The sequence below is a fragment of the Streptomyces sp. LUP47B genome (assembly GCF_001746295.1).
In the GTDB taxonomy this organism is placed as follows: Bacteria; Actinomycetota; Actinomycetes; order Streptomycetales; family Streptomycetaceae; genus Streptomyces.
Window position 1 is genome coordinate 388,293 of record NZ_MJAH01000007.1, and the last position, 15,632, is coordinate 403,924.

Consider the following 15,632-nt stretch of genomic DNA (forward strand, 5'->3'; position numbering starts at 1 on the left):
TTGAGGCGTAAGGGAGTTGAGCGTGCTTGGGGTGTGAGGGAGTCGGCGTGCTTAAGGCACCGAGGAGTTGAGCGTGCCTGACGCGTAAGGGAGTTGAGCGCGGGAAAGACAGTGCCGGGTGAGATCCGGCGCCGTCGCGGCTCAGGCGGCGCGCTCGCCCGGCTAGAGCGCGGTGGGCGACGCGCCCCCGCCGGGATCCGGGCCGCCGGCATCCCGCGGTCCGGCCGTGCGCGCTTCGCTCAGCCCGGACGGCGCGGCGTCGTCCGGGAGGCGGTGGTGCAACGGCCGCACGATCAGGCAGGTCATGCCCCAGGCGACGAGCAGTGCGCTGACCGGGAGGAAAAGGCGCAACAGCCCGGTGCCAGGTCCCGGAGTCGCGAACACGACCAGCACAACCGTCGCCCCGACGCTCAAGGACCAGGCGAGCACGGTCAGCAGCGACAAGGCGACCATCGCGGGAACCCCGTCCAGGCGCCAACTCCGCAGGTCCACGTCCGCGTCGAAGCTCTCGACGTCGGCGACGCCCCCTGCGACCAGCAGCCAACAGCACGCGAGCACGACGAGGGCCGCGGTCAGCAGGATCGTGGGCGCCCCCGTCGCGGCCACCAGAAACGTCCGCATCCCCCAGTCCCCCTCCCCACCCAGCAGCGGCGCACAGCAGTCGAGTCCGACGGTGCACGGACCTTTCGGACTCCGGTGCCGGACACCTGCCGGTATCCGGCACCGGATCCATCCGCCGTGCTCCCCACGACCATGCTGCACGACCGGATCCCGGCGGCGCATTGCCGGTTCCCGGCAGTGTTCACTAGGGTCTGCATGCCGGTGGCCGTTAAGAAGCCGTCATCGGCGCGTCAAGAATCGGGGACGACGTGACCGACCGGGAGATTCCCGAGCAGTATCTCGGCGGCTATGACCGCATCCTGACGGACGTCTCGGCCACCGGCCGGCGCCTTACCCGGGAAGAGATCGCCTCGCGGCGTGCCCTTGGGGAACAGGCCGCCGAAGCCGGCCACGGACTGCGCGCCCTGATCAGCGCGCACCTGACCGCCGCCCGCGCAGTCTGGCCGCATACGCCGGGCTCAACCGACTGCGCGCTGGCCACCGTCCAGCAAGTGATCGACGCCTTCGCCGAGGGCTACGAACGCGCCCAACTCCTGGCCGTACGCCAGGAAGAGGCGGCCCGCCGCGAGTTCATCGACGACCTCCTCTACGGCCGCAGCGACCTCGGCCGCCTCGCCGAGCGCGCCGAACGTTTCGGCCTGCGCCTGTCCCACGCGCACGCGGTTGCCGTAGCGCAGGGGCCTGCCGCTTACGACGAGGGCGACCCGGTGCCCCGGCAGGTGGAACGCGCGCTCATCTCCCGCTTCGGCGACCGCAGCGTCCTGCTCACCACCAAGGACGGCCGCCTGCTGTGCATCGCCCCCGGCCCCCAGGACGAGGTCCTCACCTACTTCGCCAAACAGGCACATGCCGCCACCGACGGCGGCCGCGTCGCCATCGGCCGCCCCCAGCCCGGCCCCGGCGGCGTCGTCCAGTCCTACGAAGAAGCCCTCAACGCCCTCGAACTCGCCGAACGCCTCGACCTCGACGACCCCGTGCTGCGCGCCGCCGACCTGCTGGTCTACCCGGTCCTCACCCGCGACCGCCAAGCAATGGCCGACCTCGTCCTCGACACCCTCCACCCCCTCACCACGAGCCGCGGCGGCGCCCAGCCCCTCCTCGACACCCTCACCGCCTACTTCGACTCCGGCTGCGTCGCCGCCGAGGCCGCACGCCGCCTCACCCTCAGCGTGCGAGCCCTGACCTACCGCCTGGAACGCATCCACAAACTCACCGGCGCCAACCCGGCCGATCCCGCCCACCGTTACATGCTCCAGACGGCGGTGATCGGCGCACGGCTGCTGGACTGGCCGGCCAAGGACCTCTGAGCCAGGTCGCATCGGGGGCGGGAGGTTCGTCGGCACGGGGCTCGCGTTCGCCCGGCGTGCAGAGGATGTGACGACGCGGGCATCCGCATCTCGCCGCTGCCGTGGAGGGGTTACGGCCACGCCCAGGCCGCGGAACACCTGCACGCGATCCGACCTGCAGGTGATCCGTTCCGCCGCCTGACGCACCGGTCGGTGAGGCGCTGTCATACCCCCGTGGGACCGTGAGGAGATGGACAAGCGGCGCGCGGTCGACGCCCGCTCCAGGGGGCATCCCCATGCTGCCGCGCAGGCAGAGGTGCCCGCACGGCTGCGCGCCGCCCTGAGCCGAGGAAGGCCGCGTCATGACCGACATCGACACACAGTTCCTGCGCAGCCTGTTCGACGAGGAAGGCAGCCTGCACACCGCCGGCCGCACCGCCCTGTACCGGCTCCACGGCCCCGAAGGCCTGCTCTACGTCGGCATCTCCACGTGCCCGCTCACGCGCATCCGCACCCACCTGCAACAACAGCCCTGGGGCCGCCGCGTCATCGCCATCCAGATCGACTACCCCAAGGACGCACACGCAGCCGAACGTGAAGCCGTCCAAGCCGAACGGCCCCTGCACAACATCGTCTTCAACGGGACAGCCCCTCCCCCACCACCCGACAGGGCCGCACGACTGAGGTCCGAACTCGCCGCGCAGCAGCGGCGGCTGGTAGAACTCGAGGCGGCTGTACCCCAGTCCACGACCCACCTACGCCTCATCCTCCGCGGCATCACCGCAGCGAAGACAAGAATCGCGAAACTCGCCAGAGAAGTCGAAGAAGCCGAGGCCGCACAACCCTCACCGGGACGGCAGACGAGACGGGCCAAGCCGTAGGCGCGTACCAGAATCCGACCAACACGCGTCTCCCTCCCCGGCTGCAGCCAGGGCCCCCGGAGGCACCACACGGCCGCGGTCCAGTCGGCATCGATGCACGTTAAGGCGCTTCGTGCACGGCAACACCTACTACCGCTGATCCGACGGATCGCCCGACCGGCGCAGGTGCGCGTCGATGAGAGCGAAGGTGGCGTCCGGCTGTTCGATCTGCGGAAGATGGCCGGCCTTGGGGATGACTTCGAGTCGACCGTCGCCGAATGCGTCGGCGTACGCGGCACCGTAGGCGGGGGTGACGATGCGGTCGCTCTCACCCCAGAGCAGAAGGGAAGGCACCTGGATCTTCCCGAGCCGGCCCAGCAACGTGGGGTCGTGCATGTAGGGATCGCCGGCGAGGATGCGCATGGTGGCCATGTTGGCTTGTCTGCGCGCGAGTTCTTCGGTCGGGAGGCCGGCCGGGTCGAGGTAGTAGCGGTCCGGGTCGTGCCAGGAGTGTTCCGCGACGCCTCGGGCGTCAAGGGCGAAGAAGTCGGTGATGGGTTCCGTCTCCACTTGCACGCCCACCGCGTCGATCAGGACAAGGCCGGCGATGCTTCCCGCGCTGTCGCGTACGGCCATCTCGGCGGCGATCCAGCCCCCGAGGGAGGAGCCGACGACGAGGACATCGCGCAGTCCGCGGTCGCGCAGCATGTGCAGATAGGCGAGGGCAAGGTCGTCGATGCCCGTGAGCCAGGCAGGGCGGTGGGCGCCGTCCCATCCGGGGTGCACGGGTGTGATCGTGTGCGCGGTGCGGGAGAGATGCTGGGCGAGACCCGCGACGGTGGCGGGGCCTCCGCCGCCGTGCAGGACGAGGACCGGCCTGCCTGCTCCGGCCTCGGACAGAGTCAGGGACAGGTCGGCGTACATGGCTGATGCGTTGGTAGGCATGCCGGTCATAGTAACTAAACATCTTTATATAAGCTAGCTTGGTCATGGCGTAGACTTGGTGCATGCACGTTGAGCTGCAAGAACTCGGCAGAGCGGTCAAACAGACCCAGTACCGACAGCACCGCGCCCTGGACAGTGCCCTCCAGGCCGTCGGCACGACACTGGCCCAGTGGGACGCCCTGCGCGCGATCAGTCGCTCCCCCGGAGCGTCCGCCCGCGAACTGGCCGCAGCCACGTTCCAGACCGAACAAGCCTTCGGAACCCTCGCCGGCCGCCTGACCGCCCAGGACCTCGTAGAACGCCGTCCCGGACACGGCCGGCGCATCGAACACCACCTCACACCAACTGGCCGGCAGATCCTGGCAGCAGGCCACAAGGTCGCCGACGAAGTGCTCGCCGACTGCTTCTCGGCCCTGCCGGACGCAGAGCGCGCGACCCTTCTCGATCTGCTTCAGCGGCTCACCACAGCGCGAGACACTTCCTGAGCCACCGTCCCGAGTCGGGTGGCGTTGCGTCCCGTCACCTGGACGGCCAAGTCCGATGTCTGGTCTGATACTTGAACTCCCGTGCGGCGGTCTGTGATCACGGAAGAGCTGCGACGGAAGGAACTGCGCGCATGTCGTCCGGGTTCGGCTTTCGGCCGTGGGCTCTCGGCATGAGATTCGTGTGGGAACTGGTGGCTCTGGTCTGCTTCGGCGTCTGGGCATGGGCCACCGCGCCTGCTCCGCTTCGGTACGTCTGCGTGGTTGCCGTTCCCCTGGCCGTGGCCGTGCTTTGGGGCGTGTTCGCGACTCCAGACGATGCGTCCCGGTCCGGGAGGACAGTGATCGCGACACCTGGCCCGCTGCGGCTCCTGCTGGAGCTGGCGGTGTTCTTCGGCAGTGCGGCGGCGCTGTACGCGGCGGGATCACACGCTCTCGCCGTCACGCTCGCGGGCGTACTGGTCGTGTACCACCTGCTGTCATGGGACCGGGCTTTGTGGCTGCTCAGGCATTGATTCCGCCCGAGCCACCTCGGATGTGCGGTGCTCCACGCACTCGGCCTCTGCCGGTCCTCGCGTCTCGCGCCTGTGCCGCGCCCGGAGGCACCGTTACCGGGGCAGGGTGTCCAGCTGCGCGGGACCAGTCGGTGGATTGCTGAGGCCCAGCCGCACTGAGCGAGAACCCCGGCGGCTCGGAGTTGGTCGAGCAGCTGACCTGGTCCATCCGATACCCGGGCAGCCGACCGGGGAACAGCCAGGCCATGCTGTGTCTGCCGGCCAACCGAGAGCTCATGCCTCGGCGTTGACGAAGAGCCGGCCCGGCCGCAAGCTCCGGGCCGTGCGTCAACCGGCGGGTTTGATGCGGAGGACTGCCGCCGCATCCAGGATGTCGACGACCTTCAGGCTCATCGCGTCGTTGATCGTGGCAGCGGGGCCCTCGCCGCAGCTGAGCGCGACACCGCCTCCGCCGCCCGACGACACGCTGCCGCCACCGGAACAGCCCGAGACGCTGTAACCCGACCCTGTCAGCGCGGCGACCATGTCCACCCTTCCGCCGCCGATCGCCGTCACCTTGATCGGCCCGAGACCGTACGCTTCCGGAACTGTCACGACGTCTCCCACGGCGACCTTGATTTCGCACGTCCCGCCGGCACACGGTCCGGTCGGCGAGGGCGAGGGCGTGGCCGTCTCTGTGGGATCGGACGCCGGCCCGGATCCGGACCTGCTGGACCGGCCCCCGGCGGAGGACCCGCCCGAAGAATCCGAGGAACATGACGTAAGAAGGGCGAACACGCAAGCGACAACAACGGCAACTGCGGCAGTGGATGACGTTCCTCTACGCATCATGATTGCCATTGAACCCCCCGCCACCGCAGGCTGAACGCGTTCCGCAGAGACCATCACTTGCCCTACCGACCGGCTGGAGGCATACGGACGACCACTGTTCCACCCTCCAGGTCCACCATGGTCCGGTTCGGCGGTGCCCCGTCCTCCTCGTCGTCCCTGAGTATGAGCGCCGACTGGCGCTCCTTCAGTTGGCTCTGCTTGCCCGGCGAGAAGCTCGCATGAAGCTGCTCGAAGCCGGTTGAGGAGATCTGTCCCTGTCGGGCGCTGTTCCGCCAGGGCAGCAGCCCGGCTCGACCGGCGCGCAGAATCACCTGATCGGTGAAGGCCACGGCCGTCAACAAAATAACCAGTCCGGGCAGGGTCATGAAGACGGCGAATCCCATGCGCCCAGTATCCGGGGTGAGGCACAGGGACACGCCGACTTCAGGAACTCTCTCGGTCCGCCGGCCAACGGCCGACACATCGACCGAACACCGCGTCCGGGCCTACCTTTCGTCAACGACCACAACCGGTCGGCGCCCCTTCACCACCGACCCGTCCGCTAGGCCCGCCAACTGCCTTACCTCAGACGGCACTTCGCAGAGCAACTCCGAGGCCGCCCGTGACGCGGCTCCGGCGACCGCCGCACGCAGATGATCTCCGCCTGCCAAATCTTGCCGGAGCCACAACGGCGTGTCCTTGCCTGGGCAGAGCGGGCTGCGGTCGACGCTTTGGCTGTACCGTCGCTCGCCGGATGACCGGCATCAGGAGGTTGAGACGCATGCTTGTTCTGGGCCGCTCGCAGGTCGAGGCCCTGCTCGACGTAGACTCGCTGATCGATGCCCTGGCCCTGGCGATGGCAGACCTCAGTGCCGGCCGCGCGTCGGTACCCGATCGCGTCGCTGCCCTGGTACCGGAACACGACGGATTCCTGGCGGCCATGCCGGGCTTCCTGCCGTCGGCAGGGGTGCTCATGACCAAACTGGTGTCACTCTTCCCGCACAACGACGGAACACGGTTGCCCACACATCAGGCGCTGATCGTGGCGTTCGATCCGGACACCGGCGAGCCCACTGCGCTGCTGGACGGTACGGCCATCACCGCAGCGCGGACCGGCGCCTGCTCCGCGTTGTCCGCGCGACTGCTGGCCCGCGAGGACGCGACAGTGCTGGCAGTGCTCGGCACCGGCGTGCAGGCCAGGTCCCACGCCCACGCGATCTGTCGGGTCCGCCCGATCCGGCAGATCCGCATCGCCGGCCGGAACCCGGCGAAAGCAGCTGCCCTGGCCGCGGAACTCTCAGCCGTACTGGAGGGCGAAGTCCAGGCCGTGTCCAGCTACGCCGAGGCGCTCGACGGTGCGGACATCGCCGCCGCGACGACGCACGCCGTAGAACCGGTGATCCGCCGTTCCTGGCTGACACCCGGGGTGCACATCACGTCCGTGGGCTACAACCCGGCAGGCCGCGAGATCGACGACGCCACGGTCATCGAGGCGCTCGTGTGCGTCGAATCGCGCCAAGCCGCGCTTGCCCCGCTTCCTGCGGGCAGCAATGACCTGCTCATGCCCATCCGCGATGGCCTGATCACCGCCGATCACGTGCACGCCGAACTGGGCGAACTCATCGCCGGCAGCAGGCAGGGGCGCACCACGCCGGACCAGATCACCCTCTACAAATCTGTCGGCGTGGCAGCGCAGGACGCCGCGGCCACGGCCCTGGTCGTCGCCGCCGCCCGCGAGCAGTCAGTCGGTGAGGAGATCACGCTGCGGTGATGCCCCTGCATTCGCCCGTAGACGGTTGACCACATCGCAGCGCCGAGGGTGGCCGTGACAAGCGACGACCTACAGGCCCACAGCAAGCACAGTGGCTACCCGCCGGGCCGAGGCACGCACCGCAGGCACCGTGACCGTCCCGCAGGCCCACGCGCCTCCGAACGGATACCGGTCTCCCGGAACACCCACCACGCGCCCGCGAACACGCAGCGTGAACTAACGGCCACTTGCGGGCGGCGGGTCAGCCCGGAAAGCCTGCGCGGGGCTCCGCCGCCCGTCCGCCTCTTCTCAGCTGCCGCTCCAGGGATCCGCCCTGCGCGCCAGCTTCTTCGCCCGGCGGCGTGCGTCCGGGGGGAGGCGGTGGAGGACGGTACGGGCCGCGCGGCGGATGGGCGGGACCGATGTGGTGCGCAGGTAGATGCGGTGCGGGAGCGTTGCCTGGCCCGGTGGGCGTACGGCGAGGCGGAGTTGGCCGGCCTGGCCGCCCCAGCCCGAGACAACCAGGTGGGGTGGAGTACCGACCCTGACCGAGCCGAAGCCGAGACCGGGGCCGGGGGCGGTCCCGAGGCCTGGGCCGGCACCGCGCGTCGCGGCGTCGCTCCGAGTCACCCGCGCCCTGCGGCCCACACCGAGGAGTTGGGCGCTCACCCACACCACGTGCGTGCCCGGTTCCATCGGCCGGCCGCCGACCAGGGTGAGCGGGTCGATGGCCGTTTCACCGGTGAGTACGACGCGGTGGCGGCCACCGCCGAGTGGTTGCGTACGTGGCGTCAGGTCGGCGTCCGGGTACCACCACAGGTCCTGGGCCGTGTCGTGGACGAGAAGTTCGCCGTGGGCGTGGCCGAGGGGATGCGGGGCCTCCCAGCCCTCGGCGCCCTTGATGCCGTCCAACAGGTCGGGGTCGAGGAGCATACGGCCGTAGCGCTCGACGAGAGCGAGGGGTTCACCGCCGGCCCGGCGCATGCCGATCGTGGTGGTGACGTGGAGTTTTCCGTCGCGCCAGCGGATGTCGTCGACGGTGACCTCGGGCCTGATGCGCTGGGTGCGGCGGGAGAGTTCGACGAGGGAGTCCAGATGGCCCTCCTCCAGCAGGTGCGCCCTGAGTCGGGTGAGGGCAGGTAGGCCGTCGCGGACACCGGGCGGGTAGGCCTCGAGGGCCATACGGCGTACGACGTCGAATTGGCGCTGGAGGTCCTTGCCGGTGCGCTGGAGGACGCGGGGTTCATTCACCGGGCGAAGCAGTTCGACGCGGTAGGAGCGGCGGAGCAAGTGGTTCTGCAGGGGGCCGGGTCGGGTGTCCTGCTTGATTGCCTCGACGACCGTGCGGAGATGACCGTAGTAGTTGTCCGGGGTGGTGCCGCGGCTGCTGTTGTTGCCGCCGTCGTCGCGGCGCTTCCATACATAGCAAGGGTGGTCGGCGAGGATCGAGACCGTCTTGGCGCGCAAGTAGGCGCGGGCCATGAAGAGTTGGTCCTCCAGCCGCACCGGGCCCTCGGGGAACCTGAGGTCATGGGCGAGCAGGAAGTCGCGGCGGAACATCTTGTGCGGGGTGAGGCTCTCCATGAGAGGTGCGTCCTCGACCGTGCAGCGCTCCACCGTGCGTTTGAAGACGTTGCTGGGGCCCGCCATGGTGCCGATGACCTTGCCCAGGACGATGTCGGAGCCGTTGCGGGTGGCCAGTCGGTGCAGGTGTTCGAGCGCCGCCGGGGTCAACTCGTCGTCCTGGTCGACGAATTGGACGTACTCCCCGCGGGCCTCCCGGATGCCGACGTTGCGGGGTTTGCCGGGCCAGCCGGAGTTCTCCTGGTGGATCACACGCACATGCGCATGCTTGCCTGCCAACTCGTCGAGCCGCTGCGGGGAGTCGTCGGTCGAGCCGTCGTCGACATAGATGATTTCGTACGCGTCCTTCCCCAGGGTCTGATGTAAGAGTGACGGCGCACATATATCGACATATCGGCCCGCGTTGTACACAGGCACCACGATGCTGACCTTCAGCATGAACGCTCCCCCCAGCGGAGACCATGTGTCTCCTGTTGTTCATTGGACGTTCAGACTCTGACAAAGGTTGTCCCACGCGGAGGAACGGGTGACCCTGGCCCGGACAGTCCCGTGGATCAGTTCAGTGCAGGGCGTCGCTGAGCGCTGACGTCAGGACGACCGGGCCGCGGGCCGGCGCGATCCCTGCGGCGCGCACCCACCGCCGATCACGGCCATGCTGGAGTGGACGGAGCGCCGACGGCAGCCGGGACCGGGGTACGAGGCGGTGAGACGATGACGATCGACGTGACAGTGCGGCGCGAGATCACGCTGCCGCCCGAGCGGGTGGCCGCGTACGCCATGGACTGGCGCCACGACGCCGAGTGGACGCAGGGCATCCGTACGGCCGAGCTGACCCGGCAGGCGGACGGCGGCGGCTTCGGGACGGGCGCCGAGGTCACCCGCACGGCGCACTTCCTCGGCCGGCGCATCGACTACGTCCTGCGTGTGGCCGCGTACGAGCCTCCGAGGCTGCTGGACATGGTTTCCGTGGCCGCTCCCATGCCGATGCACGTGACCTACTCCTTCGAGGCACACCCGCGCGGCACGCTCGCGGCCATCCGGGTCCGGGGCGGCCCCGGTGGCCTTCTGCGCCTGGCATCACCCCTGCTCGCTCGCCAGGTCCGTTCCTCCCTCACCAAGGATCTGCGCGACCTCGAGCGCAGGCTGTCCGAGCGGCAAGGAGACACCTGATGGCGTACGACGAAGGGCTCGCCGAGCGCATCCGCCAATACCTCGCTGCGGACCCCGGCGTCACCGAGAAGCGCATGTTCGGCGGCATCGCCTTCCTGCACGAAGGCAATATGGCCGTCGGCGTGACCGGCGACGAGCTCATGGTCCGCGTCGGTCCCGACGCCGCCGACGCGGCCCTCGCCCGGCCCGGGGCGCGGGTCTTCGACATGACCGGCCGTCCGATGCGCGGCTGGGTCGTGGTCGCCGGGTCCGCCGTGACGGAAGACGAGGCCCTGGGAGCGTGGATCGACGAGGGACGCGCCTTCGCGGCGAGCCTGCCGCCCAAGTAACGGCGGGCTTCACCGCGGGCCTGCCGCCCAACCACTGGCCCCCAACCGAGGGATGTCGAACAGCGGCCAACCGCTCCAGGCGCCGCCGTGACACAGAGGTGGGACTTCGTCGGAGGCGAACCAGGGCCGGCTCGGCGGTCGCGTCCTAGACGACGATCCAATGGGTCACTGACCGGCTTCCGGACGTGAGTTCCGCGTTCCCATCGCATCCAGTACGGCCTCCAGCTGCCGCAGCGGATCCGGGCCGGCGATCCGCAGGACGACCGTGTCCGCGCCGGCCGTCGCCAGAGCCCGGAGACGCTCGGCGGCCTGCGAGGCGGGGCCCGAGACGGTGAACACCTCGTGCGGCGGGCGGCCGAGCCAGGCACCGTGGCCCTCGATGTGCGGGTGCAGGACCTTGGCCACCTCGTCGGCGTCGTCACCGACGCAGGCGAAGGCGAAGACGGTCAGGGCGTGGTCGGACGCGGCACCGCCCTTGGCGGTCAGAGCGCGGGCGTTCTCCAGATCGCGCGGGCCGTGGCCCTCAGTGATCACGGTGCCGTCCGCAACGCGGCCGGACAGTTCCAGGGAGCGAGAGCGGACAACGCCCGCGACCACCGGCGGCACTTCCGTCGGCGGATGTGTCAACTGGACTCCCTCCAGGCGCACTTCACGACCCTTCAGCTCTACCCGCTCCCCGCGCAGCAGCGCACGTACCGAGGTGATCGTCTCCTCCAGCAGGGCCAGCGGCGAACGGGCCGCGGCGCCCACCTGGGCCATCCACTCCTGCACCCCGTGCCCGATCCCGGCCACCAGCCGTCCGGGGAACACCCGTGCCAGCGTGGCCAGTTCCATCGCCAGAAGCGCCGGGCTGCGCAACGGGGCGGGGGCGATGCCGATACCCACCTTGATGCGTTCCGTGGCTCCCAGGGCCACGGCCGCTGCCGACACCCCGCCGTTCCACCCGAGGTCCTCCACCACCCACACGTCGTCCACGCCGAGCGCCTCTGCCTGCCGCGCGAAGCCGGGCAGCCCCTCCGGGGCCCAGTCGCGGTCGTACATCACGCCGATCCGTACGTTCGTCATAGGCGGAACCTATGGGCTGGTGACAGCTCGTTCAACGGGGCATGCGGGGGGACGGCCACGTCAACCGGCCTCGGAGCACAGACCGTTCCACACGCAGGCGGTCGTCGGGCGTGGCAACCCTGACCGGCTCTCCATCCCGTCGGTGCATGACCGGGCCTCCGTGCCCGGCCGGTCTACGCGCCAGGTCCCCCCGGTCTGGACGGCGGTTTGGACATGCCCGCTTCGGCAGCCGGAGAGCCGGCCGGGGCTGGTCACCGCGACGCCCTGAACGTCCTGCGGACCTCGAACTGGCTGTGGCCCAATGTGAGCCCCGCGGAGGAGATCGCCCCCGGTAAGCGCACCGGTCGCTTCCGGATCGGCGGGGACCAGCCCGTCCTCGACGCCGACGGCCGCAGCCGTGTCTCGGTGGAGAACATGACAGTTGCCCTCATCGACGAGGCGGAGCCGCCCCGCTTCGTTCAGCGCCGCTTCACCGTCGGCTACTGAAGACGCGAGCACAGATCGCCGTGGGGGAATTCGTGAACTCCCCCACGGGCGGTCGGCTCTACATCAGACAATCCGAGCGGGCGGCTGCTGCCGGTCCGTTGGCATGGTGGCTCGGGTTCTGGTCGTAGCCATCACCGCACCACGGCCACGACGACGTGATCGCGCATCAGCAGCGGCTGCTTCCCCACCCGGGCGAGCGAACCTGAGGCGCTCTCGGCAACCCGCGCCCGCCGCCCCACCCCCGGACCAGCTCGTGGGCAGCAGCGCAGTCGCCGACGCACTCCCCGGGGGCCGCTGCCGGATCGAAGGAGCGGCGTGGGGTGGAGCGGGGTGGTCCGGTTCCGGAACCCGCCCCGGCTCAGCCCCCGCTCTTCCGCCGGAACGACCGCTGGCTCGCGGCCGGGCCGTGCGCTCCACGAATCTTCGAGGCCTGAGGGTTGGCAGCGAGATCGGCGGCGTCCGCCTGCGCACCGCGCTTGCGCGCCAAGGCCTCGCGGAACTTGCGCTTGAGGTCGTAATTGCCGTCGCTGTCGGGCGCGAGTTCGGACGTCTCGGGCTCAGCCGGCTCCGAACCTTCTGGGGATGCAGCTTCTGCGGTCATCGTGACCTCCTGGGTTCGGGCAGTGGGAATCACAGCTTGTCATGCCGGGCGCGGTACGTGGCGCCGGTGTTCCTTCTCAGGCCCGGTATCCGCCTCGCCGCCCGGCGCCATGTGATGTCCCGGCGCAGTGCATCAGACAGAACGCCGTACGCCATACGCCGTCGTCCCATCCCCCTGGCAGCATCCCTGGGTGTCCGGACACTTCCACCAGGTTAGACGTTTCCGCAGGTCAGCGGCTTCTTAACCGAGATGACAACGGTCACCGGTGCAGCCTTTGGTGATTCGCCCAGGAGTACGTTTCACTGCGGGCAAGGCATCCGCTGCGAGGGGGAAGGCGTACACCATGGGCGATCACACTCGCGGGCACGATCCAGGACACGAGCACGGAGGAGGGCACGCAGGCCACTCCCATGGCGTCTCGGCGGACGCCGACCGCCGCTGGCTGGGCATCGCGCTCGGCCTGATCGCCGTGTTCATGGCGGGCGAGGTCGTCGCCGGTGTCGTGGCCCAGTCCCTCGCCCTGATCTCGGACGCGGCGCACATGCTGACCGACGCCGTGTCGATCGTGTTCGCGCTGATCGCCATGCGGCTGGCTGCCCGCCCGGCCCGCGGCGTTTTCACCTACGGCCTCAAGCGCGCCGAGATCCTCTCTGCTCAGGCGAACGGCCTGACCTTGCTGCTGCTCGGCGCATGGCTCGCATACGAGGCCGTGCACCGGCTGATCGATCCGCCCGAGGTGGAGGGCGGGCTGGTGTTCGGCACAGCCCTCGTCGGGATCGTGGTGAACATCGCGGCCGCCTGGTGCATCTCCAAGGCCAACCGCTCCTCGCTCAACGTCGAGGGTGCCTACCAGCACATCCTCAACGACCTCTTCGCGTTCATCGGCACCGCGGTGGCCGGTCTGATCGTGCTGCTCACCGGGTTCGCCCGCGCCGACGCCATCGCCACGCTCGTGGTGGTCGCCCTCATGGCCAAGGCCGGGTACGGGCTGCTGCGTGAGTCCGGCCGGATCTTCCTGGAGGCCGCCCCCGCAGATGTCGACCCGGACGCACTGGGCGACAAGCTCGTCGCCCAGGCGGCGGTCGTCGAGGTGCACGACCTGCATGTCTGGCAGATCACCTCCGGCCAGTCCGCCCTCTCCGCGCACGTGCTGGTCGAGCCCGGCCGCGACTGTCACGCCGTCCGCCGCGACCTGGAGGAGCTCCTCCAGCACGACTACGGCATCACCCACACCACGCTCCAGGTCGATCACGTCCCGGAACAGGTCCTGCAGGTCGCCCTGGCCGGTGAACGAGCGGGCGACACCGCGCACTGCGAGGACCCGCACGGCCCCGTCCACCGGGGCGGACCGCACAAGCACTGACCTTCGCGCGGGCACCCGCCGACGGGACGAAACTTCGTGGATTCAGATCTCCGTGCACCGTAGAAGGCGTGCCGGCCATCGTCTCCGACGTCGACGCCCCGGCCCGACTCGGCCGCGCCCTCACCGACCCGATCCGATCCGATCCGCTGCCGCGTCCCGCTCGCTTTGAGGAAGGCCTCGGCACACCCCGGCGAAAGCCTCGGCACACCCCGGCCGACCTGGCCGCCCAGCTGGAGATCCATCCACGCCCCGAAGCCCGTCGCGCCGACCAAGCCATCTCCTTCGGATCATCCTCCCGGGCGTGCGATAAGTTGCCCGTCATGACTCAACTCGGCGTTGTCGCCTGGCCACTTGACCCGATCAAAACCGAGCGGCTCGTGCTCCGCGAGTCCGCGGCCCGGGACCGCGCGGCGTTCATCGAACTGCTCGCCTCATCGGATGTGCACACCTACCTCGGTGGCCCTCAACCGCGTGATGAGCTCGAGCGCTCGGTGCCTGAGACGCCCGGGCGGCGCCCCGGTCTCTTCGTGATCGAGCTCGACGGAGCGATGATCGGCACGGTCGAGGTCAGCCGGCGCGAAGCGGAGCGTCGCGGCAACGTCCGTCCGGACGCCGGGGAGGCCGAGCTCAGCTACCTGTTCCTTCCGGAGGCGTGGGGACGCGGTTACGCCACCGAGGCATGCGCGGCTGCACTCGACTGGTTCGCCGACGCGCATCCCGGCGTGCCGGTGGTGCTCTACACGCAGACCGCCAATGCCCGCTCAATGCGCCTCGCGGCCAAGCTGGGGTTCACCGAAGTGAAACGCTTCGAGAAGTGGGACGCCGAACAGTGGATGGGCGAGTGGTCCCCGGTCACACCGCCCGCTTGAGGTCGACACGGCGGCCGGGAGTCACGAAGCGCTTCACCGAGCTGTTCGGCCCGCCCTACTGTTCCCCCGGCACCCTGATCATGACCGCATTCCGCGCGCGGAGGCCGGTGACGCCGGGGACCCATCGTCGGCCCAGTGCCATGCGGGTAGGTGCGGTCGGCCGTGGACGGCCGGTCAGCCGTCCTGGCTCACCGCCGCGTCGAGGAGCGGGCCGAGTTCGCGGGCCACGATCATCAGCGGACGGGTGTCCCGCTCCGCCCGGGCCATGAGGATCGCTCCTTCCAAGGAGCTGACCATGAGGGTGGCCAGCGCGGCCGCTCGTTCCTCGGGCACGCCCATGTCGGTCAGCGCCCGAGCCACCGGAGCGGTCCAGGTGGCGAAGGCCTCCGCCACGGCCCCCCGCGTGGACGCGGTCGACTCCGCCCAGTCCACCGTGGCGGCGGCCACGGGGCAGCCGCCCGCGAAGCCGACGCTTTCGTACTCGTCGGTCCACTGGCGCACCATTTCCGTGAACAGCCCGCTCGGCGTCGGTTCGGGCAGGGCGGCGAGAAAGCGGGCGACTCGCTGGCCCGCGTATCGGGCTGCCCACTCCACCGCCTCGTTGACCAGTTGCTCCTTGCCGCCGGGGAAGTAGTGCTGGAGCGAACCGCGCGGCGCGCCGGCGTGGGCGGCGACCTCGCGCATGCCGGTGGTGGCGACCCCGTCGCGCCGGATGAGCTGAGCAGCGCTGAAGACCATCCGCTCCCGTGCTCCCCTCTCGGGCACCGCCATCGCCGACCTCCCTGTGTGGTGGGTAATGGGGTCCACTCTATGACCGCCGTCATAGACGCGCTTACTATGACCGCTGTCATAGTGTGCGGCGACGGCTCGGCTTTCGGCATGAGCCGGAGAAGGCG

The 15,632-nt window shown here is 69.8% G+C and carries 18 protein-coding genes; 10 read left to right on the forward strand and 8 right to left on the reverse strand.

Features of this window, described 5'->3' with window-relative positions:
• Positions 1-162 precede the first annotated feature (162 nt).
• Entirely contained in the window at positions 163-621 is a 459-nt protein-coding gene (locus BFN33_RS24115; RefSeq protein WP_069762195.1) for a hypothetical protein, read from the reverse strand.
• Positions 622-869: 248 nt separating this feature from the next.
• On the opposite strand from BFN33_RS24115, the gene BFN33_RS24120 reads away from it, so the two are divergent.
• Positions 870-1,928 (forward strand): CdaR family transcriptional regulator, encoded by a 1,059-nt coding sequence (locus BFN33_RS24120; protein WP_069762196.1) that lies wholly within the window; start codon positions 870-872, stop codon positions 1,926-1,928.
• 341 nt (positions 1,929-2,269) lie between these two features.
• On the forward strand, positions 2,270-2,788 hold the full coding sequence (locus BFN33_RS24125) for a GIY-YIG nuclease family protein (protein WP_069762197.1): 519 nt from the start codon (positions 2,270-2,272) through the stop codon (positions 2,786-2,788).
• A 129-nt stretch (positions 2,789-2,917) separates the two neighbouring features.
• Here the strand turns inward: BFN33_RS24125 and BFN33_RS24130 are convergent, their stop codons facing one another.
• Positions 2,918-3,712, reverse strand: coding sequence for an alpha/beta fold hydrolase (locus tag BFN33_RS24130; protein ID WP_079141001.1), 795 nt, complete (start codon positions 3,710-3,712; stop codon positions 2,918-2,920).
• Positions 3,713-3,774: 62 nt separating this feature from the next.
• Between BFN33_RS24130 and BFN33_RS24135 the strand changes: the two genes are divergently transcribed.
• Positions 3,775-4,197, forward strand: coding sequence for a MarR family winged helix-turn-helix transcriptional regulator (locus tag BFN33_RS24135; protein WP_069762199.1), 423 nt, complete (start codon positions 3,775-3,777; stop codon positions 4,195-4,197).
• A gap of 170 nt (positions 4,198-4,367) precedes the next feature.
• Positions 4,368-4,709 (forward strand): YrdB family protein, encoded by a 342-nt coding sequence (locus tag BFN33_RS24140; protein WP_256122864.1) that lies wholly within the window; start codon positions 4,368-4,370, stop codon positions 4,707-4,709.
• Positions 4,710-5,036: 327 nt separating this feature from the next.
• Here the strand turns inward: BFN33_RS24140 and BFN33_RS24145 are convergent, their stop codons facing one another.
• Positions 5,037-5,303, reverse strand: a complete 267-nt coding sequence (locus tag BFN33_RS24145; RefSeq protein WP_256122851.1) for a hypothetical protein — start codon at positions 5,301-5,303, stop codon at positions 5,037-5,039.
• A 299-nt stretch (positions 5,304-5,602) separates the two neighbouring features.
• A complete protein-coding gene (locus BFN33_RS24150; RefSeq protein ID WP_069762285.1) occupies positions 5,603-5,923 on the reverse strand; it encodes a DUF6191 domain-containing protein in 321 nt (106 codons plus the stop codon).
• 377 nt (positions 5,924-6,300) lie between these two features.
• Between BFN33_RS24150 and BFN33_RS24155 the strand changes: the two genes are divergently transcribed.
• Positions 6,301-7,290 carry an ornithine cyclodeaminase family protein gene (locus tag BFN33_RS24155; RefSeq protein ID WP_069762202.1) on the forward strand — a complete coding sequence of 330 codons (990 nt, stop codon included), beginning with the start codon at positions 6,301-6,303 and terminating at the stop codon, positions 7,288-7,290.
• A gap of 288 nt (positions 7,291-7,578) precedes the next feature.
• Here the strand turns inward: BFN33_RS24155 and BFN33_RS24160 are convergent, their stop codons facing one another.
• Entirely contained in the window at positions 7,579-9,291 is a 1,713-nt protein-coding gene (locus BFN33_RS24160) for a glycosyltransferase (protein ID WP_069762203.1), read from the reverse strand.
• Positions 9,292-9,564: 273 nt separating this feature from the next.
• On the opposite strand from BFN33_RS24160, the gene BFN33_RS24165 reads away from it, so the two are divergent.
• Both BFN33_RS24165 and BFN33_RS24170 read left to right on the forward strand, forming a co-directional pair.
• Positions 9,565-10,023, forward strand: a complete 459-nt coding sequence (locus tag BFN33_RS24165) for an SRPBCC family protein (protein WP_069762204.1) — start codon at positions 9,565-9,567, stop codon at positions 10,021-10,023.
• Positions 10,023-10,352 carry a TfoX/Sxy family protein gene (locus BFN33_RS24170; RefSeq protein WP_069762205.1) on the forward strand — a complete coding sequence of 110 codons (330 nt, stop codon included), beginning with the start codon at positions 10,023-10,025 and terminating at the stop codon, positions 10,350-10,352. Before BFN33_RS24165 ends, BFN33_RS24170 begins: the two co-directional genes overlap by 1 nt.
• 165 nt (positions 10,353-10,517) lie before the next feature.
• On the opposite strand, the gene BFN33_RS24175 is transcribed toward BFN33_RS24170, so the two are convergent.
• A complete protein-coding gene (locus BFN33_RS24175; RefSeq protein WP_069762206.1) occupies positions 10,518-11,417 on the reverse strand; it encodes an LLM class flavin-dependent oxidoreductase in 900 nt (299 codons plus the stop codon).
• 213 nt (positions 11,418-11,630) lie between these two features.
• Here BFN33_RS24175 and BFN33_RS24180 point away from each other — a divergent pair, with 213 nt between their 5' ends.
• Positions 11,631-11,903 (forward strand): hypothetical protein, encoded by a 273-nt coding sequence (locus BFN33_RS24180; RefSeq protein WP_069762207.1) that lies wholly within the window; start codon positions 11,631-11,633, stop codon positions 11,901-11,903.
• A gap of 358 nt (positions 11,904-12,261) precedes the next feature.
• On the opposite strand, the gene BFN33_RS24185 is transcribed toward BFN33_RS24180, so the two are convergent.
• A complete protein-coding gene (locus tag BFN33_RS24185; RefSeq protein WP_069762208.1) occupies positions 12,262-12,504 on the reverse strand; it encodes a DUF5302 domain-containing protein in 243 nt (80 codons plus the stop codon).
• Between the two features lie 343 nt (positions 12,505-12,847).
• Here BFN33_RS24185 and BFN33_RS24190 point away from each other — a divergent pair, with 343 nt between their 5' ends.
• Together BFN33_RS24190 and BFN33_RS24195 are read left to right on the forward strand one after the other, a co-directional pair.
• Positions 12,848-13,867, forward strand: a complete 1,020-nt coding sequence (locus BFN33_RS24190) for a cation diffusion facilitator family transporter (RefSeq protein WP_069762209.1) — start codon at positions 12,848-12,850, stop codon at positions 13,865-13,867.
• Between the two features lie 320 nt (positions 13,868-14,187).
• The gene (locus tag BFN33_RS24195) at positions 14,188-14,736 is read left to right on the forward strand and encodes a GNAT family N-acetyltransferase (protein WP_069762286.1); all 549 of its coding nucleotides are present in this window, start codon (positions 14,188-14,190) and stop codon (positions 14,734-14,736) included.
• A gap of 174 nt (positions 14,737-14,910) precedes the next feature.
• Here BFN33_RS24195 and BFN33_RS24200 read toward each other — a convergent pair whose 3' ends face one another.
• Positions 14,911-15,507, reverse strand: a complete 597-nt coding sequence (locus BFN33_RS24200; protein WP_069762210.1) for a TetR/AcrR family transcriptional regulator — start codon at positions 15,505-15,507, stop codon at positions 14,911-14,913.
• Between the last annotated feature and the right edge of the window lie 125 nt (positions 15,508-15,632).